General features: G+C 62.1%; 16 protein-coding genes and 1 pseudogene. 9 read left to right on the top strand and 8 right to left on the bottom strand.

Features of this window, described 5'->3' with window-relative positions:
* Positions 1-82: 82 nt before the first annotated feature.
* Both ILFOPFJJ_RS18505 and ILFOPFJJ_RS18500 read right to left on the bottom strand, forming a co-directional pair.
* Positions 83-805 (bottom strand): FadR/GntR family transcriptional regulator, encoded by a 723-nt coding sequence (locus ILFOPFJJ_RS18505; protein WP_173512015.1) that lies wholly within the window; start codon positions 803-805, stop codon positions 83-85.
* 44 nt (positions 806-849) lie between these two features.
* Positions 850-2,241 (bottom strand): FAD-binding oxidoreductase, encoded by a 1,392-nt coding sequence (locus ILFOPFJJ_RS18500; protein WP_376741436.1) that lies wholly within the window; start codon positions 2,239-2,241, stop codon positions 850-852.
* A 201-nt stretch (positions 2,242-2,442) separates the two neighbouring features.
* On the opposite strand from ILFOPFJJ_RS18500, the gene denD reads away from it, so the two are divergent.
* The 4 genes from denD (at position 2,443) to aac(3) (ending at position 7,324) form a co-directional block, all read left to right on the top strand.
* A complete protein-coding gene (gene denD / locus ILFOPFJJ_RS18495; RefSeq protein ID WP_173512013.1) occupies positions 2,443-3,426 on the top strand; it encodes a D-erythronate dehydrogenase in 984 nt (327 codons plus the stop codon).
* Positions 3,426-4,337 carry an NAD(P)-dependent oxidoreductase gene (locus tag ILFOPFJJ_RS18490; RefSeq protein ID WP_173512012.1) on the top strand — a complete coding sequence of 304 codons (912 nt, stop codon included), beginning with the start codon at positions 3,426-3,428 and terminating at the stop codon, positions 4,335-4,337. Before denD ends, ILFOPFJJ_RS18490 begins: the two co-directional genes overlap by 1 nt.
* Positions 4,334-6,118: an IlvD/Edd family dehydratase gene (locus tag ILFOPFJJ_RS18485; RefSeq protein ID WP_173512011.1), complete on the top strand. Its 1,785-nt coding sequence runs from the start codon at positions 4,334-4,336 to the stop codon at positions 6,116-6,118. Before ILFOPFJJ_RS18490 ends, ILFOPFJJ_RS18485 begins: the two co-directional genes overlap by 4 nt.
* Before the next feature lie 381 nt (positions 6,119-6,499).
* Positions 6,500-7,324, top strand: coding sequence for an aminoglycoside 3-N-acetyltransferase (gene aac(3), locus ILFOPFJJ_RS18475; protein ID WP_173512010.1), 825 nt, complete (start codon positions 6,500-6,502; stop codon positions 7,322-7,324).
* Positions 7,325-7,695: 371 nt separating this feature from the next.
* Here the strand turns inward: aac(3) and ILFOPFJJ_RS18470 are convergent, their stop codons facing one another.
* From ILFOPFJJ_RS18470 to ILFOPFJJ_RS18450, 5 genes are all read right to left on the bottom strand, one after another.
* Positions 7,696-8,283 (bottom strand): DJ-1/PfpI family protein, encoded by a 588-nt coding sequence (locus ILFOPFJJ_RS18470; protein WP_173512009.1) that lies wholly within the window; start codon positions 8,281-8,283, stop codon positions 7,696-7,698.
* A gap of 65 nt (positions 8,284-8,348) precedes the next feature.
* Positions 8,349-9,317, bottom strand: a complete 969-nt coding sequence (locus ILFOPFJJ_RS18465; protein WP_173512008.1) for a substrate-binding domain-containing protein — start codon at positions 9,315-9,317, stop codon at positions 8,349-8,351.
* A 29-nt stretch (positions 9,318-9,346) separates the two neighbouring features.
* Positions 9,347-10,342, bottom strand: a complete 996-nt coding sequence (locus ILFOPFJJ_RS18460; RefSeq protein ID WP_173512007.1) for an ABC transporter permease — start codon at positions 10,340-10,342, stop codon at positions 9,347-9,349.
* Positions 10,305-11,900 carry a sugar ABC transporter ATP-binding protein gene (locus tag ILFOPFJJ_RS18455; protein ID WP_173512006.1) on the bottom strand — a complete coding sequence of 532 codons (1,596 nt, stop codon included), beginning with the start codon at positions 11,898-11,900 and terminating at the stop codon, positions 10,305-10,307. The genes ILFOPFJJ_RS18460 and ILFOPFJJ_RS18455 overlap by 38 nt, the downstream gene beginning before the upstream one ends.
* On the bottom strand, positions 11,897-12,589 hold the full coding sequence (locus ILFOPFJJ_RS18450; protein WP_376741435.1) for a GntR family transcriptional regulator: 693 nt from the start codon (positions 12,587-12,589) through the stop codon (positions 11,897-11,899). The genes ILFOPFJJ_RS18455 and ILFOPFJJ_RS18450 overlap by 4 nt, the downstream gene beginning before the upstream one ends.
* A 93-nt stretch (positions 12,590-12,682) precedes the next feature.
* On the opposite strand from ILFOPFJJ_RS18450, the gene ILFOPFJJ_RS18445 reads away from it, so the two are divergent.
* From ILFOPFJJ_RS18445 to ILFOPFJJ_RS18430, 4 genes are read left to right on the top strand one after another with little or no spacing between them, the layout of a single operon-like run.
* Positions 12,683-13,687, top strand: coding sequence for an Ldh family oxidoreductase (locus ILFOPFJJ_RS18445; protein WP_173512005.1), 1,005 nt, complete (start codon positions 12,683-12,685; stop codon positions 13,685-13,687).
* 20 nt (positions 13,688-13,707) lie between these two features.
* A complete protein-coding gene (locus ILFOPFJJ_RS18440) occupies positions 13,708-14,907 on the top strand; it encodes an iron-containing alcohol dehydrogenase (protein ID WP_173512004.1) in 1,200 nt (399 codons plus the stop codon).
* A gap of 17 nt (positions 14,908-14,924) precedes the next feature.
* Positions 14,925-16,388 carry an NAD-dependent succinate-semialdehyde dehydrogenase gene (locus ILFOPFJJ_RS18435; RefSeq protein ID WP_173512003.1) on the top strand — a complete coding sequence of 488 codons (1,464 nt, stop codon included), beginning with the start codon at positions 14,925-14,927 and terminating at the stop codon, positions 16,386-16,388.
* A 15-nt stretch (positions 16,389-16,403) separates the two neighbouring features.
* Positions 16,404-17,255, top strand: coding sequence for an alpha/beta hydrolase (locus tag ILFOPFJJ_RS18430; protein WP_173512002.1), 852 nt, complete (start codon positions 16,404-16,406; stop codon positions 17,253-17,255).
* An 8-nt stretch (positions 17,256-17,263) separates the two neighbouring features.
* Here ILFOPFJJ_RS18430 and ILFOPFJJ_RS35125 read toward each other — a convergent pair.
* Positions 17,264-17,538, bottom strand: a pseudogene (locus tag ILFOPFJJ_RS35125) (transposase); the annotation flags it as partial.
* Positions 17,539-18,130: 592 nt separating this feature from the next.
* On the opposite strand from ILFOPFJJ_RS35125, the gene ILFOPFJJ_RS18425 reads away from it, so the two are divergent.
* Entirely contained in the window at positions 18,131-20,032 is a 1,902-nt protein-coding gene (locus ILFOPFJJ_RS18425) for a potassium transporter Kup (RefSeq protein WP_173512001.1), read from the top strand.
* The last annotated feature ends 355 nt before the right edge of the window (positions 20,033-20,387 follow it).

Here is a 20,387-nt window from a genome sequence, read left to right as displayed (position 1 = left end):
ATGACGGCTTGCTCAAAAAGCCCCCACGAATGAGGTTCTCACCACCATTTTGGCGGACTTTCGACGATACCTGGCCTCGAGTTTAATCAGATGCGACCTCATAGCCCTCGAGCGTCAGGTCGAGCCGCTTCGCCGCCCCCAACAGGTGCATCTTCATCGCTTTCCGCGCCCGCTTCGGATCCCGGCTGGCAATGGCATCGCGCAAGGCGACATGCTCCTCGATCGTCACCTCGACGATCTCCTCGAGAACCGCGGCCGCCCGCGCGGCATCGATCGCCAGGCTGATGCGCTCCGCGATGAACCCGATGAAGACCGAGAAGTATTCGTTTCCGGTGGCGGCAGCGACTGCGCGGTGAAATACAAGGTCGGCAACGATGCCTTCCGCCGTCCACTTTTCCCCGCCGCTCATGCTGGCGAGCGCCTCGTCGATACGCCGAAGATCGTCGGCCGTATGGTGCAGCGCGGCCAGGCCTGCGGCCTCGATCTCCAGCGGCACGCGCAACTGAAAGAGGTCGCGGAAGCTTTGGCGGTCGGCCAGGTCATCCTGCTCGATACGGATCGGCCGTGCGTGGGCCTCGGTGACGAAGGCACCGACACCCTGGCGCGTCTCGACCAGTCCTTCGTTGCGGAGTTGGGCAATCGCCTCGCGCACCACGGACCGGCTCACGCCCAGCGCCTTGGCCAGAAAGTGTTCGGTCGGCAGCTTCTCGCCGGGACGCATCCGGCCTTCCGTGATGTCGCGCGCAATCTGACCGGCAATGCGCGCCGGCAGATGTTCACTTCGCCTGATATGTCCGAATTCCATGATCTTTACGTCCCGCCTCCTCCGCGTCACGTGAGGGTTTTCTATCAATCCCTCGCGAAACTCAATTGGCAACCGGGGTTCATCCGAAGATCCGGATCGATCGCCGTCTTCGCCGCGGTCAGCAGCTTGCGCCGAACCTCGGACAGACGCGTGTCGAAGTCGAATTTCTTCAGGCGACCGATGCCGTGCTCGGCACTGATCGAGCCGTGATAGCCGTCGAGCACTTCGTTGATGATCTTCTTCGCCTTGTAGATCCGCGCATCGATCTCACTACGCGGCAGGTCACCCGGCGGCAGCACGTTCAGGTGCACGTTGCCGTCGCCGACATGGCCGTAGGAGACGCAGACGCATTCCGGAAGCGCGTCATGGACGGCCTTCTCAGCATCGCGCACGAAATCGGCGAGCCGCGACAGCGGAACGGAAACGTCGGTGCGCAAGTGCGGACCGCGCTTGGCCTGGCCCTCGTTCATGGCCTCGCGGAAAAGCCAGAGATTGCGGGACTGCGCCTTGGACGTGGCGACTACCCCGTCGACCACGAGACCGTCACCCATGACACCTTCGAGGAAACGTTCCATCAGATCCGACACGTCGACCAGCCCCGAGCCCGAGATTTCGAGCAGCGCATAGGCCGCGTGGTCGCCCGACATCGGCATGGCGAGGTCCGGCATCGCCTCGCGCGCCAGTTTGAAGGCGAGCGGCGGCATGAACTCGAAGGCCGACAGGAGGTCGCAGCAGTCGCGACGGGCACGGCGGTAGAGCGCGATCAGGTCGTCGAGCGAATTCAATCCCAGAAGTGCGGTGGCCACCTGATCCGGCATCGGCATCAGCTTCACCGCGACCGCCGTAATGATCCCGAGGGTACCTTCGGCCCCGATGAACAACTGCTTCAGATCAATGCCGCGATTGTCCTTGCGCAGCGTCGACAACGCGTCGAAAACCGAACCGTCGGGCAGAACGACTTCCAGCCCCAGCACCAGTTCGCGGGTCATGCCGTAGCGCAGGACGTTGATGCCGCCGGCATTGGTGGAGACATTGCCGCCGATTCGGCAGGACCCCTGCGCACCGAGCGCGAGCGGGAAGAACATTCCGGCTTCCGCGACCTTGTCCTTGAATTCGGACAGGATAGCGCCCGCCTCGACGACGGCCGAAAAATCGTCGACGTCAATCCGACGGATGGCATTCATGCGCTCGAGGCTGAGCACGACCTGGCTTTCCGGCGCATCCGGCGTGGCACCCAGCACGAGGCCGGTATTGCCGCCCTGCGGCACGATCGCGACGCCGAGTTCGGCGCAGATGCGCACCGCCTTCGAGACATCCTCGGTAGAGCGCGGACGAAGAACGGCGATCGCTCCGGTGGTCACATCGCCGTGCCAGTCTCGACAATAGCGCTCCACCTCTTCCCCGAGGAGAACCAGGTCCGCTCCGAGGGCGTCCACGAATTTCTGCTGATATGACTGGATACTCACGCTCACGTGTCCCTCCCGGCCCCGGCGCTGACGACCTGTGCGGGATGCCAATTATTCTGTTTTCAAATGCACCATATAAGGTTATCAGACAACCTTACAATGTCTTTTTTCGGCTGAGTGGTTCGCACTTTCGTCGGAAGGTGGGAACGAAAGCATGGAGGAGGTAATCACATGCACATTCTGATCATCGGCGCCGCCGGCATGGTGGGTCGCAAGCTCGCTGCACGTCTTGCAAAGGACGCAAACCTGGACGGCCGCGCCATCGAAGCGATGACGCTGGTCGACGTCGTCACCCCGGAAGCGCCGGCTGGTTTCACCGGCACGACCGTCCTTGAAACCGTCGATCTTTCGGCTGCCGGCGAAGCGGAGCGCCTCGTCGCCAGACGGCCGGACGTGATCTTCCACCTCGCCGCCATCGTCTCGGGCGAAGCCGAACTCGACTTCGACAAGGGCTACCGCATCAACCTCGACGGCACCCGTTACCTGTTCGACGCGATTCGCATCGCCCACGGGGAGGACGGCTACAAGCCGCGTGTCGTCTTCACCTCGTCGATCGCCGTCTTCGGCGCTCCCCTGCCCTATCCGATTCCGGACGAGTTTCACACCACGCCGCTGACCAGCTACGGCACCCAGAAGGCCATCTGCGAACTCTTGCTGTCGGACTATTCGCGTCGCGGCTTCTTCGACGGCATCGGCATCCGCCTTCCGACCATCTGCATCCGTCCGGGCAAGCCCAACAAGGCCGCCTCCGGCTTCTTCTCCAACATCCTGCGCGAGCCGCTGGTCGGCCAGGAAGCCGTACTTCCGGTCTCCGAGGACGTCCGCCACTGGCACGCCTCGCCGCGCTCGGCCGTCGGCTTCCTGATCCACGGTGCGACCATCGATGTCGAAAAGGTCGGCCCGCGCCGCAACCTTTCCATGCCGGGCCTCAGCGCCGCCGTCGGCGAACAGATCGACGCTCTGCGCCGCGTCGCCGGCGAGAAGGCCGTGTCGCTCATCCGTCGCGAGCCCGACGAGATGATCATGCGCATGTGCGCCGGCTGGGCGCCCGGTTTCGAAGCCAAGCGCGCCACCGAACTCGGCTTCACCGCTGAAAAATCCTTCGACGAGATCATCAAGGTCCACATCGAGGACGAATTGGGAGCCAAGCTCTGATGACCGCGGACAGAGCGAATGCGTCCCGGCGCATTGCCTTTCTCGGCACCGGACTCATGGGCGCGCCGATGGCGCGCCGCTTGCTGAAGGCAGGTTTTCCCGTCACCGTCTGGAACCGTGACGCCTCCAAGGCCGAAGCGCTCGCGACCGACGGCGCAAGCCTCGCCGCCACGGCCGCCGACGCTGCGCGTGATGCCGACATCATCTTCACCATGCTGAGCGACGGAAACGCGGTTGGCCAAGTTCTGTTCGAAGCCGGCGTCGCCGAAGTCCTGAAGGCCGGCGCGACCGTCGTCGATTCCTCGTCGATCGCCCCGCCGATCGCCCGCGATCACGCCGCCCGCCTCGCCGAGTTCGACGTCGCCCACGTCGATGCCCCGGTCTCCGGCGGCGTCGTCGGCGCCGAAGCCGGGACACTCGCCATCATGGCCGGCGGCGACGCCGAGGTTATCTCCGGCCTTACGGACGTCTTTGCCGCCCTTGGCCGCGTCACGCATGTCGGCCCCGCCGGCGCCGGCCAGGTCTGCAAGCTGGCCAATCAGCAGATCGTCGCCATCACGATCGGCGCGGTTGCAGAGGCGATGATCCTCGTGGAAGCCGGCGGCGCGGATCGCGGCAGTTTCCGCGACGCCATTCGCGGCGGCTTCGCCGAGAGTCGGATTCTTGACCTGCACGGCGCCCGCATGGTGAACCGCACCTTCGCCCCCGGTGGTCCATCTCGGCTGCAGCTGAAGGACCTGGATGCGGTTGCCGCCATGGCCGATCTCCTCGATCTGGAATTGCCATTGACGGCCATGGTACGGAGCGAATTCCGTGACTTCGTCACCGATGGCGGCGGCGAAAAGGATCACAGCGCGCTTCTGTTGCATCTGGAGAAGGTCAACGGAAGAGAACGGGAGAAAGATCAATGACCGACGACAGGAAGGTAACCCGGCGGCTGCGCTCGCAGGACTGGTTCGATAACCCCGAGCACCTGGACCTGACCGCGCTCTACCTGGAGCGCTTCATGAACTACGGCACCACACCGGAAGAGCTGCGGTCCGGCAAACCGATCATCGGCATCGCCCAGTCGGGTAGCGATCTCAACCCCTGCAACCGCCACCATCTGGAGCTGGCGAAGCGCCTGCGCGACGGCATCCGCGATGCGGGCGGCATTCCGATCGAGTTCCCGACCCATCCGCTGTTCGAGAATTGCAAGAGGCCGACGGCGGCGCTCGACCGCAACCTCGCCTATCTCGGGCTGGTCGAGATCCTCTACGGCTATCCGCTCGATGGCGTGATCCTGACGACCGGCTGCGACAAGACCACCCCGTCGGCATTGATGGCCGCCTCGACTGTCGACATTCCGGCCATCGTCTTCTCCGGCGGACCGATGCTCGACGGCTGGCACGACGGCGATCTCGTCGGCTCCGGCACCGTGATCTGGCGTTCGCGCCGCAAATATGCCGCCGGCGAAATAACCCGCGAGGAGTTCCTCGAAGCGGCCCTCGATTCCGCTCCCTCGGTCGGTCATTGCAACACCATGGGTACGGCGTCCACGATGAACGCCATGGCCGAAGCGCTTGGCATGTCGCTGACCGGCTGTGCGGCGATCCCGGCAGCCTACCGCGAACGTGGACAGATGGCCTATCGCACCGGCCGCCGCGCCGTTGAGCTCGTACTTCAAGACGTCAAGCCATCCGACATCCTGACGCGCGAGGCGTTCCTGAACGCGATCAAGGTCAACTCCGCCATCGGCGGCTCGACCAATGCTCAGCCGCACCTGATGGCAATGGCCAAGCACGCGGGAGTGACGCTCAACCCGGACGATTGGCAGGTTCATGGCTACGACATACCCCTGCTCGCCAATGTCCAGCCGGCGGGTGCCTATCTCGGCGAACGTTTCCATCGTGCCGGCGGTGTGCCCGCAATCATGTGGGAACTGCTCAAGGCCGGCAAGATCGACGGCAGCTGTCCGACGGTGACCGGCAAGACCATGGCAGAAAACCTCGAAGGCCGCGAATCCGACGACCGCGAAGTGATCAGGCCTTTTGCCGAGCCGCTGCGCGAACGCGCCGGCTTCCTCGTCCTCAAGGGCAATCTCTTCGACTTCGCCATCATGAAGATGAGCGTCGTTTCCGACGGCTTCCGCAAGCGCTACCTGCAGGAGCCGGGACGCGAGGGCGTATTCGAGGGTCGCGCGATCGTCTTCGACGGGTCTGAGGAGTACCACAAGCGGATCAATGATCCCTCGCTCGAAATCGATGAGAACTGCATCCTGGTGATCCGCGGCAGCGGTCCCAGGGGTTGGCCCGGCTCGGCCGAAGTGGTCAACATGCAGCCGCCGGATCACCTGCTGAAACGCGGCATCACGAGCCTTCCGACGATCGGCGACGGCCGCCAGTCCGGCACGGCTGACAGCCCGTCGATCCTGAACGCCTCGCCCGAAAGCGCGGCCGGCGGCGGCCTTGCCTGGGTACGCACCGGCGACACCATACGCATCGACTTCAACGAAGGCCTCTGCGACATGTTGGTGGACGATGCCGAGATCGAGCGCCGGAAGGCCGAGGGTATTCCGAAGGTACCGGAGGACGCCACTCCCTGGCAGATGATCTACCGCCAGACCGTGACCCAGCTCGCCGACGGCGCGACGATCAGGAAGGCGGACGAGTTCCGTAAAATCTCCAAGACGCCGCCGCGGCACAACCACTGACGATCTGGCACTGACGATCTGGCACTGACGATCTGGCGATCGCACGGGGCAAACCGCTCGCGTGCGATCGCCAGATCCGACTAGGCCCTTGCGCGCGAGCTTCGAGGATATCGGGCTGATCTTTAACGGATATCGCGGCATCGTAGTCGCTCGCCCCGGCTACCGCCGCCATAGGGAATACTGTTTCCTCCCGCCGTATTTGCCGCCGGTATGATCATTGGAGTTGCAATCGCGCGTCCGGTGGCGCCGGTTCGAGGTCTTATGGCCGCGCATATTCGGTGGGCGTTTGATCATTGTCGGTCGTATCGGGCATACGATAACACCTATCAGCCCTGTGATGGCGCATGAGCAGTGCCGGTCACCATACAGCTGAGGACCCACGTGACGAACAGGACGACACTCAAATCGGACCTCAACGCGCTCGGCATAGAGACAGGCGATGCCGTGATGGTGCATGCCTCGCTGAAGGCGATTGGCGTGGTCGAAGGAGGGGCCGAAAGCGTGGTTGCAGCGCTGCGTGATGCCATAGGACCAACCGGGACCTTGATGGGCTATGCCTCTTGGGATCGGTCTCCCTATGAGGAGACGTTGAACGGCGCTCAGATGGCGGAGGAGGTGCGGCGCAACTGGCCGCCGTTCGATCCCGCGACCGCCCGAACCTATCGTGGTTTCGGTCTGCTGAACCAGTTCCTGGCCGAGACGCCCGGCGCATTGCGCAGTGCGCATCCCGATGCGTCACTGATAGCCATCGGCGCGCTTGCGAAAGAGCTGATCGAGCCGCACAGACTGGGCCATGCTCTGGGCCGCGGTTCTCCTGTCGAACGCTTTGTCCGGCGCGGCGGAAAAGTGCTCTTGCTTGGAGCTCCCCTCGATACGGTCACCGTGCTGCATTACGCAGAGGCGATAGCCGATATCCCGGGCAAACGCCGTGTGACCTATGAGATGCCGATGCTTGGACCGAACGGGGAAGTAATTTGGGAGACCGCTGAAGACTTCGATACGAACGGCATCCTCGATTGCTTCGCCATTGACGGAGAACCGGATGAAGTCGAGACGATCGCGAAAGCGTACGTCTCGCAGGGGCGGCATCGCGAAGGCCAAGTGGGAGACGCACGTTCCTACCTGCTCGATGCGCAAGATGTCGTCTCTTTCGGGGTGAACTATCTTGAAACGCGGTTTGGTCACAAGGACGGAAGAAACAGGTGATTGTCTGGTTCTTTGTGGCGCGAGGCGAGTCGACGCCAACATCATCCATCCGTTCCTGACGCTGGACGAGCGCCTTTTGCGCGAGCGGATCGACACCCCAGAATTTGAATCCGTCCTGCTACAGCGCAGCTCGGGAGTCGACTATGCATCCGTCGCCTTGTCAGGATTCGAACCGCCGACCCTATCATTCAAGGGTCTTGAAGGTTCGAGCCGGCGAACGTTTTTCCCAGGTCAGCGAACATGGAGCAGATCACACGATAAAACTGCACTTGGTACAGCGGACCGCACCCCGCAAACTGGCTTTGGCTGCGCAAAACTCCCTCGGGCCGACCACCCGAGGGCGAAGCTGTTATCGATCTCAGGTCAATCGACTACGTGTGCGTGATCTTCGTGCCCAGCACGTTCAGGCACTCGCGCATGAAAGCCGCAAGGCCCGTCCACCCTTTGGCCGAGACCATGTTGCCGTCGACATAGGCCTCGGTGGGCTTCACGTCGATGTAGGTGCCGCCGACAGCCGTCACCTCCGGTTCGCAGGCGCCAAGACCCGCGACTTTGCGGCCTTCCAGCACGCCAGGCACGGCCATGAGGATCTGCACGCCATGGCAGATTGTGAAGATCGGCTTGCCCGTCTCATGAAAATGGCGGACTATGTTTTGGACGCGTTTGTCTGTGCGGATGTATTCCGGGCCGCGGCCGCCCGCTGCATAGACCGCGTCATATTCGTCGACCCGCACTTCGGAAAACGTCTTGTTGATGTCGGCGTAGTGGCCGAGCTTTTCCGTATAGGTCTGGTCGCCTTCGAAGTCATGCAGGGAGGTCTTGATGCGGTCGCCGGCCTTTTTGTCCGGGCAAACGACGTGCACCGTATGGCCCACCGCCTCCATTCCCTGCTGGAAGACATAGATTTCGTATTCCTCGGTGAATTCGCCGGTCAGCATGAGGATCTTCTTGCCGGTCATGTCGTGTCTCCTGTTGTCATGAATTTCGGACGAGTGCCCGGCGGCCGGCCGGGCACCGTTTCGGATCAGAATGGGGAATCGGGGAAATAGAACTGGTCGGCGTTTTCCGGGGTGATCAGCGGCGCACCGAGCAGGAATGAACCGCGCATGGGCGCCTGCCCAGCGAATTGTGCCGCTGTCATGTAGATGGCCGACTTGATCATCGACGGCGGATAGGGAGTCGAGACCGGTGTGCGCTCGTTGCCTTCCTTCACCATTTCGATGACCTGCTTCATGCCGTTGCCGCCGAGCGCATACTTGATGTCCTTGCGACCCGCACGATCGACGGCCTCGATCACGCCGAGCAGCATGTCGTCGTCGTTGGCCCAGACGGCATCGATCTTCGGGTACTTTGCTAGATAGTCCTGCATCAACTTGAAGGCTTCGTCCTGGTTCCAGTTGGCATACTGGATATCGAGGATCTTGATGTTCGTCTTGTTGATGACGTCCGAGAAGCCTTTTATGCGTTCGTCGTCGATGACGGTCGGGATACCGCGCAACACGACGATCTCGCCCTCGCCACCTAGCTTGTCGGAAAGCCAGCGCGCCGTATTGGCACCCACGGCGATGTTGTCGCCAGCGACATAGAGGTCCTGGATCGTTGGGTCGGCGAGGCCACGGTCGACCACGGAAATGAAGGTGCCCTTTTCCTTGATCTGCTCGACCGGCCCCGTCAGTTCCTCCGACGTAAAGGGCAGGATGACCAGCGCGTCGAGCTTCCGGGTCGCCGATAGATCTTCGAGCGCCGAGACCTGCGCGGTCGCCGACGACGCGGTCGACAGCACGACGTCTACATTTGCAAACGCAGCCTCGACCTCTTTTTCAGCCTGCTCTGCATGGTAGACGACCCCTCCGGTCCATCCATGCGTTGCGGCCGGAATCGAGACGGCGACAGTCACGTTCCTCTCCTGGGCCTGAGTGCTGCCTAGCGGTAGAGCGAGGACCAGGGTAGCCGTCGATAACAAGAGTCCAGCCTTATGGATAACAGACTTCATTTTCTCCTCCTTTGAAGTCGGTGCTGTTTTCAGCGGTTGGCAGTAAAGCGGTGCGCCAGCATGGCGATGATGATGATCGCTCCCTGAACGGCGGCGACGAGATATTCCGAGACCATGTCCGACAGAACCGTGACGTTGGCGATCACCTCGAGGATGAGGGCGCCGGCCACTGTGCCGCCAATGCGCCCCCGCCCGCCGCGGAGCAGGGTGCCGCCGATCACGACTGCAGTGATGACCTGCAGTTCCCAGAGCTGCCCGGTGGTGGGCGTCGCCGCGCCGAGCCGCGGCACATAGCAGATGGCGGCGACGGAGACGCAGACGCCCTGGATGACGTAGGCAACGGTGCGCACGGCAGAGACATTGACGCCGGAAAAGCGCGCGACCTCGACATTGGATCCCGCCGATGTCAAGCGGCGGCCATACTTCGTCTTGTAGAGCAGGAAGGCGCCAAGCATGACGACGACGAAGGTGATGAGCACCGGATAAGGGATACCGAAGATGCTGCCGAAATAGACCGGCCGATAGGCTTCCCGGAGGCTGCGATCGATCGGCAACGAGCCGCCATCGGTCATGAAGGTGATGAAGGCGCGGAAAATGCCCATCGTGCCCAACGTGACGATGAAAGGTTCTATTCGCCCGACTGTCACGATGAGTCCGTTGAAGAGGCCGCATAGCGATCCGACCAGCAGCGCCACGCCCGCTCCCATCGGGATCGCCCAGTTTCCGAATGCCGGGGCGAGATAGTTCATCACCATGATCATGAGGCCGGTGACGAAGGCCATCATCGAACCCACCGACAGGTCCAGCCCGCCGGACGAGATCACGAATGTCGCCCCGACCGCGATGATCGCGATGAAGGCGCTCCGCGTGATAACGTTGATGAGATTGGCCGACGACACGAAGTTTGAATTCACCAGCGCCCCGAACAGCACGATCACCGCAAGGGCGATGAAGGGCGCCAGATCGGCCCAGCGAAAGCGCGCTCCGTCATCCGTGGGCGCGATTGTTACTGTCGCTACGGTCATGTTTCTCCTCCCCGACGTCTGCATGCCCCCCGGTCGTGGCGGCGTAGACGACATTTTCCTCATTGATATCAGTGCCGCGAAGCTCGGCGGCGATCCTCCCGGCCCGCATCACCAGCACGCGGTCGGCAAGGCCCACGAGCTCCGGCATTTCCGACGAGATGACGATGCAGGCCTTGCCGGCGCGCACCATCCCGTCGATGAAGTCATAGATCTGGCTCTTGTTGCCGATGTCGATTCCGCGCGTCGGCTCATCGATGATGATCACGGAGGGATCGGCCATCATGACCTTGGCAAGAAGCAGCTTCTGCTGGTTCCCGCCCGAAAGCTTGCTGGCCTCAAGGCGCAGCGAGCGCACGCGAATATCGTAATCGACGACCGCCTTCTGAAGGCAGGAAAGCTCTCCCCGCTTGTCCAGAAAGACACCCGGATTGATCGTATCAAGCGCCTGCAGGGTGAGGTTAGGGCCGAGCTTCTCCTCCAGGAGCAGGCCTTTGCCCTTGCGGTCCTCGGTCAGGTAGACGAGGCCGGCGTCCATTAGGGTACGGACGGAGCGGTTCCCGATCTCCCGGCCGTTCAGGACGACGCTTTCCACCTCTGACGGACGAAGGCCAATCAGGCCCTCGATCAGTTCGGTACGACCCGCCCCGATCATGCCGCCGATACCCAGCACTTCGCCGGGGCTAACGCTGAAGGAGACCCTCTGCGAACCGTTGTCGACGGCAAGGTTGGTGACCGACAGAATTGGAGCAGCGGTCGTGGCAGGTCGCTTATGCGGATAGAGCATGTCCAGCTCTCGCCCGACCATCAGTTCCGCCATTTCACGCTGCCCGAGGCCTGCCGCCGGCCAGGTCCCGATCATGCGGCCGTCACGAAGCACGGTGATGCGGTCGGCAAGCGCCTGAACCTCGTCTAGTCGATGGGAGATGTAGAGCACCGCAACCCCGTGGTCGCGCAAGCTGCGTACGATGTCGAGCAGCGCCGCCACCTCGTCGTTTGCGAGAACCGCAGTCGGCTCGTCGAAGATGATGACCTTGCGCTCATCCAGAAGGGCGCGCGCGATCTGCACGAGCTGGCGCTGGGCGAGCGGCAGTTCACCCACACGGTCGCGCGGCCGGGCCGTTGAACCGACCCGCGCGAGCAGTTCGGCCGCGCGTCGGTTCATCGCCCGGTCGTTGACCATCAGACCGCGGCCGACCTCGCGTCCCAGAAACAGGTTTTCCGCAACCGTGAGGTCGGCAGCGAGCAGGATTTCCTGATGCACGAGTACGATGCCGGCATTTTCGGCTTCCACCGCATTTCGGAACTCAACCGACCTCCCCTCCATGAGCAGGCGGCCGGCCGTTGGGGCGACATGGCCGGAAAGGAGCTTCATCAGCGTCGATTTTCCGGCGCCGTTCTCACCGATAATGGCGTGAACCTCCCCGGCTTCAATCTCAAGCGTGACGTCCGACAGGACGGTGATCAGACCATAGGCCTTGCCAAGCCCTTCGGCCCTGAGCGCGGCAACAGCCGGGTTTGGCGGCGCCACGACCGGATTGGGAGACGGGACCGCGTTCATTCGAAAGCCGAAAGCAAGCGGTCGCGCGAGCGTTCGATGTGGACGCGCATGGTATCATATGCGCCCTGCGGATCGCGCGCCCGGAAGGCAGCCAGCAGGTTCTCATGCTCCTCGAGCGCCTCCTGAGTCACCCGGGTGTGGAACATCAGCCGGAAGATGTGCAGGTGGACATGCTGGTTCGACAAAGTGCTGCGGATCACGTCGTTTCCGGCGATTTTCAAGATCGCGTCATGGAACTGCGCATCGGCGCGGGCAAAGCGCGAGTAGCGCGTGTTGCGATCGACAGGCGCCTCGCCGTGGCCCATGTCGGCGGCGGAATTCTCGAGCTGCTGGAGCGCCTCAGGAGTCATATTGATCGCGGCAAGCCGGGCAGCTTCGGGTTCGATCAGCAGGCGAAAAGCATAGAGGTCTTCGAACTGCTTGCGCGTCCATTGAGGGGCTGCGCTATAGCCGATCAGATGCTCCTTGCGAACAAGGCCCTCACGTTCCAGACGGCTCAGGGCCTCGCGGATCGGCGTCTGCGAAACGCCGAGTTCGCGAGCGAGGACATCAATCGGAATGCGTGCACCAGGCGCAATTTCAAGCGACATCAGCCGGTGATAGATGCTGTCATAGACGCCATCGACCACGCTCATCGGGCGTATGCCGGTCGCCCTGCCTTCCCGCGCCGCTGCATTTGTCACTTCGATTCTCCGACTGCTTATTGACATGCGATCTTTTGTTGCAAATAAGATATCGTATGTCAAATATAATATCGTATAGGATCTGATATAGGATTTGAAATGAAGCTCCCGCCTACTCGGCTGAGGAATTTGACCGTGGCTCTGCTCGAAAAGCGGGGAGTTCCGGCCGACTCCGCTCGCCTTCAGGCAGACCTCCTCTTGGAGGCCGAACTGCGCGGATTGCCCTCCCACGGCCTGCAACGCCTGCCGTTGCTTCTTTCCCGCCTGGATAACGGACTGGCGAATCCCACAACGCGTGGAAACGGAACCTGGCAACGAGATGCATTTCTGAGCATCGACGGCGAAGGCGGCCTGGGCCCGGTTGTGGTCATGAACGCCATGCGCGTCATGCAAGGCGCCCTGAAGGAGACTGGGCTCGCCGTTGCTGCGATCCGCAACGCCAATCACATCGGAATGCTTGCCTATTATGCGGAGGCCGCCGCAAGCGACGGCCTGATCGGTATTGTCATGTCGACCAGCGAAGCGCTCGTGCACCCATACGGCGGAACGCAAGCCATGCTCGGCACCAATCCGATCGCGATCGGCATTCCTGCTGATGGCGATCCTTTCGTGCTGGATCTCGCAACCAGCGTCGTTTCCATGGGCAAGATCAACAGCCATGCGATGCGCGGCCTACCGATCCCACCCGGCTGGGCAATGGACCGAGACGGTCGCCCGACAACCGATCCGCACGCAGCAAAGGCAGGAGCGATCGCGCCCTTCGGCGACGCCAAGGGATATGGCCTGGGTCTTGCGATCGAGCTTCTGGTCGCGGCGCTTGCCGGATCCGATCTCGCACCTGACGTACATGGAACGCTCGACGACATTCACCCCGCCAACAAAGGCGACCTTGTCATTCTGATCGATCCGTCGGCAGGTTCGGGTAGTACAGCAGCACTTGCCGCCTATCTCGACCGCCTGCGCCTATCCCGCCCGCTCGACCCCACCCAACCAGTCGCCATTCCGGGCGATGGTGCACGAGCACGTCGCGCTGCAACCGCGAAAACCGGGATCGAACTGCCGCAGCCGCTTTTCGAACACCTTACGGCCCTCGAGGCCGCTTGAATTCAGCGAGGAGACACGGAATGAACCTATTCGGCATACTGAGGGCGCCGCGCGAACTGCTTTTCGGCGCCGGGCAGCGCCATGCCCTTGGCGGCATCGCCGCCAGGCTCGGCCAACGCGCGCTGGTCGTCACGGACACGCGCCTTGCCGCGGATGCCGATTTGCTCGCGCTGGTGCGGCAACTCGAAGAAGCAGGGCTCGCGGTTATGGTGGACAGTTCCACCCTGCCGGACGTCCCGGTCGAATCGGCCATCGCCAGCGCTACACGGGCCAAGGTCTTTGCTCCTGACCTCGTCATCGGCATCGGTGGCGGGTCATGTCTCGACATGGCAAAATGCGTCGCCCTCCTCCTTACCCACGGCGGACGGCCGCAGGACTATTATGGCGAACATACCGTGCCGGGACCTGTGATGCCGTTGATCGCCATCCCCACCACCGCCGGCACCGGCTCGGAGGTGACGCCCGTCGCCGTGCTTTCGGATGCCGAGCGCAGCCTGAAGGTCGGCATTTCCAGCCCCCACCTGATCCCGGCGGTATCGATCTGCGACCCGGAACTCACCCTCTCCTGCCCGCCTGGCCTGACGGCAATCGCCGGCGCGGACGCCCTGACACATGCGATCGAAGCCTTCACCGCGATCCGGCGCGAGCCCGTTCCCGGCATCGCGCAGCAGCGCGTCTTCGTCGGTAAGAACGCGCTTTCCGACCATTTTGCCCTTGGCGCCATTGGCCTCCTGTGGCAGGGGCTGGAAACGGCCTGCAAGAACGGCGCCGACCGCGGCGCGCGTGAAAAGGTGATGCTTGGCGCAACTCTTGCCGGCCTTGCATTCGGCGTGGCCGGCACCGCCGCGGCCCACGCCATCCAGTACCCCGTCGGCGCGCTTACCCATACGGCGCATGGCCTCGGCGTCGCCTGCCTCATGCCCTATGTCATGACTTGGAACGCGCCACTCATCCGTGACGAACTTGCGAAGATCGCGCTTGCGGCCGGACTCAACGGACCGGATGACGTGATACCTGCCCTCGTTTCGCTCTTTGAACGCATCGGCATTCCCGCCACGCTGCGGGATCTCGGCCTTGAGGAAGACCGGATCGACTGGGTGGCAGAGCAAAGCTTGGGCATTGCGCGCCTCATCCAGAACAATCCCCGCCCGCTGAACCCGCACGAGATGCGCAACCTCGTTGCCGCCGCCTATTTCGGCGATCGCTGCAGCCTGAACTGAGTCGAAAGGACCCCTTCATGACGTTCCATGCCAAGTTTTCCGGTTACGCCGATCCTGCCCTGCATGCCGAGGGCCTCTACATCGGCGGCAAATGGCAAAGCGGCAGCGGTATAACCGTTCTCGATCCTTCGACCGGTAATCTGCTGGCCGAGGTTGCCGACGCTTCTATCGAGGATGCACGGCGCGCCGTCGATGCCGCGGATGCCGCTGCCGCCGAGTGGCGCTCCACTCCCGCTCGCCAGCGATCGGAAATCCTGCGACGCTGGTTCCAGCTGATGACGCAGCACGCTGAGGAGCTTGCAACGCTCATCGCACTCGAAAATGGCAAGGCTCTGCCCGACGCGCGCGGCGAAGTCGCCTATGCCGCCGAATTCTTCCGCTGGTACGCTGAAGAGGCGACCCGCATTCCAGGCGAATTCCGACGCACCCCCTCCGGGTCGCACAATATCCTCGTCGACCATGAGCCGATCGGCATCGCCGTCCTGATCACACCTTGGAATTTCCCCGCCGCGATGGCGACCCGCAAGATCGGACCTGCCCTTGCCGCTGGCTGCACGGTGATCCTGAAACCTGCCTCGGAGACGCCGCTGACGGCCTATGCCATGGCCCGTCTCGGCGAAGAGGCGGGCGTCCCGCCTGGCGTCGTCAACGTGCTGACCACAAGCAACCCAAGCGGAATAACGAATGCGATGCTCGCCGATCCACGCGTTCGCAAGCTCTCCTTCACCGGCTCGACCGGCGTTGGCCGCGTTCTTCTTGCCGAAGCCGCCAAGTCGGTCGTCAGTTGCTCGATGGAGCTCGGCGGCAATGCGCCCTTCATCGTGTTCGACGACGCTGACCTCGAGGCGGCACTCGACGGTGCGATGATCGCAAAGATGCGAAACGCTGGAGAAGCCTGCACTGCCGCCAATCGTTTCTATGTCCAGGCGGGCATCCATGATGCCTTCGTCGCCGGCCTCACTGCGCGGATGATGGCACTGAAGATCGGTCCCGGCTACGATCCCGAGACGCAATGTGGACCGATGATCACGCAAACCGCCGTCCGCAAGATCGACCGGCTCGTCTCCGACGCACTCGCCGCGGGTGCGCGGGCGACCACCGGCGGCAAACCGCTTATGGAAAACGGCTATTTCTATCCCCCGACTGTACTCGAAAACGTCCCCGTAAACGCGTCAATCGCACGTGAGGAAATCTTCGGGCCGGTCGCGCCTGTCTACAAGTTCGAAAGCGACGACGAGGCGATCCGCCTTGCAAACGATACGGAGTATGGCCTCGCCGCGTACATCTACTCGCGCGACCTCAAACGTGCGATGAAGGTAGGCAAGCGCATCGAAACGGGCATGCTCGGCATCAACAGGGGCCTGATGTCAGACCCCGCAGCTCCCTTCGGCGGCGTTAAACAGAGCGGCCTTGGCCGCGAGGGCGGCGTGACGGGCATTCTGGAATTCATGGAGGCGAAATATTACGCGGTTGATTATTGATCGGCGGAGCAGACGATGACAGCACAGGACCTTTACCGCATTCGCGACTTCGTGCCCGATTTCGACACCATCGCCGCAGAGTTCGCCGAACGCAGCCGTGCCCTTTCGGCGCGCGCCGATGTGCGGGCAGACATACCGTACGGCCCGGGCGCCCGGGAGGTCCTGGACGTCATCTTGCCGGAACGCCCGGGGGCCGGCGCGCCCCTGCACGTGTTCGTTCACGGCGGATATTGGCGCTCCGGCGAAAAGGGCAACTATCGTTTCGTCGCCGCACCGGTTCTTGCGGCCGGCGGCATTGCTGCCTTGGTCGAATACGACCTGATGCCTGGCAAACGCCTGGACGTGCTGGTGGATCAGGTTCGGCGATCGGTGCTCTGGCTTCAGGCCCATGCCAGGGATTTCGGAGCAGATCCTGCGCGGCTGACCGTCAGCGGTCATTCGGCAGGCGCGCACCTCGCTTCCTTCCTCGCCGCGACTGGGCCTGAGGAAGCCTACCCGCCCTCCCTGCCGACGCTTCAAGGCTTGCTGCTCCTAAGCGGCATCTACGACCTGTCGGGGATACCGGACAGCTTCCTTCGAGACGAAGCGGAGATGACACCGACAGAGGCGGCCGCATGGTCGCCTCTCACCAGCTCGCAACATTCCTGCCCGTCGCGCATCATCGCCTATGGAGCGGATGAGACGGCGCCGTTCCAAGATCAGGCGGCTGGGCTATGCGAGCTGCTGCGTGCACAGGATGAATGCGCCAAACTGCTCTCCGTTCCTGGCCTCAACCACATGAACATCGTCCTGGACCTTGCTGATTGCGACGGCGTACTCGGCCGGCAGCTTCACGATCTTGTGGCTCGACGTACCGATGAGCCCTAAGGGCCCTGAAGCCAAGGCTCGAAGGCGCGACAAGGGGCAAGCCCGGCGATGAATGCATCCGCCTCGGCGAGCCCAGTGATATCGGCGAAGAAGGACAGATCGCCGGATTGACGCAGTGCCATCAGGCCCTCAAGGAATAAATCGCTGGAACAGACGCGACAGAACTTTTACGGGCAGGAAGAAGCCGGGGCGACATGCGATCCAGCGGGTGGCATCCGTCAGCCCCGCCGGGCACGGTGATGTGCACATGCGGGTAATGGGTCAGCGCCGATCCCCAGGGATGACCGTCAAGCGATAAGTCGCTTCCTTTTTTTGGTGCGCCAGAAGCGAGCGGCGGCTAGCGGAGTCACCGAGCACCAGTTTCTTCAGCAGCTATTGACCCGACTGAGCGGCCAGCAGGCGAAAGAAGCGCTCGGCGATGATTGGCAAGGATGGTGGCCGGACGACGATGGTGGCGAAGGCGACCGCAGCCCAGGACCTAAAGAGTTACAGCCGGCGTGACGGCAACTCGTCGCGCCCAAACGGCAATAGAGCTGCACATGGATTGGCCGGGTCCGCTGCAGCTCCGATCGCGACGTATTCATCATGTAGCTGGGGCTCATTCGCCCTGTTCCATCCAAGGGAACCGCTGCGAACGTCGCTACCCCTAGAGAGTTAGAGACGGCACAGGTGAAATCAAGCGCAATGCCTCTACTCGAAGAATATCTCGACGGTTATACGCCGTGTTCACCGGATGGATTGAGCGTTCCGGTGTTCTTTAAGCAGGAACAAATAAGAACGCGGTTCAGTTAGTTCGGTGGCTCGACTCTCGAACGGGCGGTATCTATGTCTTCAACTGCATCAGCACGTCGCCCGATCAACACTGGGAGAACACATTGGCCGACTCCCTCGACCACGTACCGGCACAAGCGAACAATCTGCTGCGGTTTCTGGCGCTGACCATTGGGGCAATCGGCGTGGTCTACGGTGATATCGGGACCAGTCCTCTCTACGCCTTCCGTGAGGCACTGCGTCCATTTGGACCAGGTGGGGTCGGGCGAGACGAGGTCATCGGCCTCGTCTCGCTCGTGATCTGGACGCTCACAGCCATCGTTACCATCAAGTACGTGCTCTTTCTGCTTCGTGCCGATAACGATGGTGAGGGAGGCACCTTGTCCCTGCTCGCCCTGTTGATGAAGAGGGGAACCAAGTATCCTATCGTGATGTTTTTTGCCGGCATTCTCGGTGCCGCCCTGTTCATCGGTGACGCGATGATCACGCCAGCGCTGTCGGTGCTCTCGGCCGTCGAGGGATTGAAGCTCGTGACGCCGGCGCTTCACGATTATGTCCTTCCGATCTCCGTCGCGATAATCGTGTTGCTTTTCGCCGTGCAATCCCGTGGCACCGGGGCCGTCTCGATATTCTTTGGCCCAATCACTCTAATTTGGTTTCTCGTCATGGCGGCTGCCGGCGTTGCGCATATAGGCGACGACTTGGCAATTCTTTCCGCATTCAACCCGCTCAATGCGGTTGCCTTCTTATGGAATGCCGGTCTCGTAGGCTTTATCGTGCTCGGCGCCATCTTCCTCACGGTGACCGGAGCCGAGGCGCTTTATGCCGATCTAGGCCATTTCGGACGCCTCCCCATCCAGACGGCTTGGTTTGCCGTGGTGTTTCCGGCTCTTGCGTTGAACTACCTCGGACAGGGCGCCCTGGTGTTGTCCCATCCTGATGCTCTCTCCAACCCGTTTTTCTTGATGTTCCCGAACTGGGCCCTGTTGCCGATGGTGATCCTTGCCACTGCCGCAACGATCATCGCCAGCCAGTCCGTGATCACCGGAGCGTTCTCGCTCATAAGGCAAGCGATCCACCTCGGCTTCCTGCCAAGGTTCGAGATCTGCTACACCTCGGAAACGCAGACAGGTCAGATCTACCTGCCTTTGGTCAACAGCATTCTGCTGATTGGCGTGCTGGCCCTCATGCTGTTGTTCGGTAGTTCCGAAGCCCTTGCCCCCGCATACGGCGTATCGATCACCGGCGCGATGGTGATTGATACTATCCTCGCCTTCGAATTCGTCCGCCGCCAATGGGCTTGGCCCGCGTTGACAGCAATAGCCGTCCTGCTTCCATTGTTCAGCCTCGAACTGGTCTTTCTTGGCGCCAACTTGTTCAAGGTTCACCATGGGGGTTACGTGCCCATCCTCATTGCCGGCACCTTGATTACGATGATGTGGACCTGGCGCAAGGGTGTCAGACTGCTGCGTGAAAAGACGGCTCGCCAGGACATTCCGCTCAGCCAGTTCATAGCCATGGTCGAACGAAAGTCTGAGCATGCTCCTGTCGACGTGCCCGGAACAGCTATCTTCCTGACGGCCACGCCCGACACGACTCCGGCAGTTCTGTTGCACAACATCAAGCACAATCACGTGCTGCACCAGCACAATGTCATCCTGACCATCAAAACCGCCAGGGTCCCGTACGTGCCTGAGAAGGACCGCTACACAATTACAAGGCTCTCGGACCGGTTCAGCCTACTGGAGCTGAGATTCGGCTTCATGGATGATCAGAATGTCTCAAGGGCCCTGGCGCGCTGCCGAAAGGAAGGGCTCAAGTTCGAGATCATGTCGACGTCCTTCTATCTCGGCCGGCGCAAGCTGATAGCAGACTCCCAATCAGGACTGCCCCAGTGGCAGGACAAGCTCTTCATCGTTATGGCCGACTCGGCGATTGATCCAACCGAGTACTTCCATCTGCCTCCAAATCGTGTCGTCGAGTTGGGAGAGCAAGTCATCATCTAGGCCAGCCGGCGGGGAGGCCCCCCGGCACTTGCTGTAACCAGCCATCCTCGATGGCGAGGCAATTGTGCTCGATGACAAGGGCCGATCCATGTTCGACACGCCTTTGGGCCGCCGGCGCTGTCGTCGACCGTCTGTAGCCGCCGCATCGTCAGCGATCGAAGGGAAGCGCTCAGTCCAGTGCAGCCGACGCGCGTGACAATTCGACCGGCCGAGACTCGAAGTGACTGCCGCGCATGTTGGAAGTCATGGGCGGCAACAAGAAGCGAGAAGTTCAGGTCGCATATTCGGTAACGCGATCCAGCACGTCACTTGCGCCACTTAATGCCGCAGTTGTCGCCTAACCCCTGATCAACCT

Origin of the sequence: Sinorhizobium psoraleae, assembly GCF_013283645.1 — a bacterium.
In the GTDB taxonomy this organism is placed as follows: Bacteria; Pseudomonadota; Alphaproteobacteria; order Rhizobiales; family Rhizobiaceae; genus Sinorhizobium; species Sinorhizobium psoraleae.
Note: the sequence above shows the minus strand (reverse complement) of the source record. Positions and strands in the feature narration are given on the sequence as shown.

Bases quoted from the DNA above. Each gene is read 5' to 3' on its own strand.
- ILFOPFJJ_RS18490 (WP_173512012.1), top strand. From the start codon at position 3,426: ATGACCGCGGACAGAGCGAATGCGTCCCGGCGCATTGCCTTTCTCGGC.
- ILFOPFJJ_RS18465 (WP_173512008.1), bottom strand. From the start codon at position 9,317: ATGAAGTCTGTTATCCATAAGGCTGGACTCTTGTTATCGACGGCTACC.
- ILFOPFJJ_RS18445 (WP_173512005.1), top strand. From the start codon at position 12,683: ATGAAGCTCCCGCCTACTCGGCTGAGGAATTTGACCGTGGCTCTGCTC.
- ILFOPFJJ_RS18505 (WP_173512015.1), bottom strand. From the start codon at position 805: ATGGAATTCGGACATATCAGGCGAAGTGAACATCTGCCGGCGCGCATT.
- ILFOPFJJ_RS18455 (WP_173512006.1), bottom strand. From the start codon at position 11,900: ATGAACGCGGTCCCGTCTCCCAATCCGGTCGTGGCGCCGCCAAACCCG.
- denD (WP_173512013.1), top strand. From the start codon at position 2,443: ATGCACATTCTGATCATCGGCGCCGCCGGCATGGTGGGTCGCAAGCTC.
- ILFOPFJJ_RS18460 (WP_173512007.1), bottom strand. From the start codon at position 10,342: ATGACCGTAGCGACAGTAACAATCGCGCCCACGGATGACGGAGCGCGC.
- ILFOPFJJ_RS18470 (WP_173512009.1), bottom strand. From the start codon at position 8,283: ATGACCGGCAAGAAGATCCTCATGCTGACCGGCGAATTCACCGAGGAA.
- ILFOPFJJ_RS18485 (WP_173512011.1), top strand. From the start codon at position 4,334: ATGACCGACGACAGGAAGGTAACCCGGCGGCTGCGCTCGCAGGACTGG.
- ILFOPFJJ_RS18430 (WP_173512002.1), top strand. From the start codon at position 16,404: ATGACAGCACAGGACCTTTACCGCATTCGCGACTTCGTGCCCGATTTC.
- ILFOPFJJ_RS18435 (WP_173512003.1), top strand. From the start codon at position 14,925: ATGACGTTCCATGCCAAGTTTTCCGGTTACGCCGATCCTGCCCTGCAT.
- ILFOPFJJ_RS18440 (WP_173512004.1), top strand. From the start codon at position 13,708: ATGAACCTATTCGGCATACTGAGGGCGCCGCGCGAACTGCTTTTCGGC.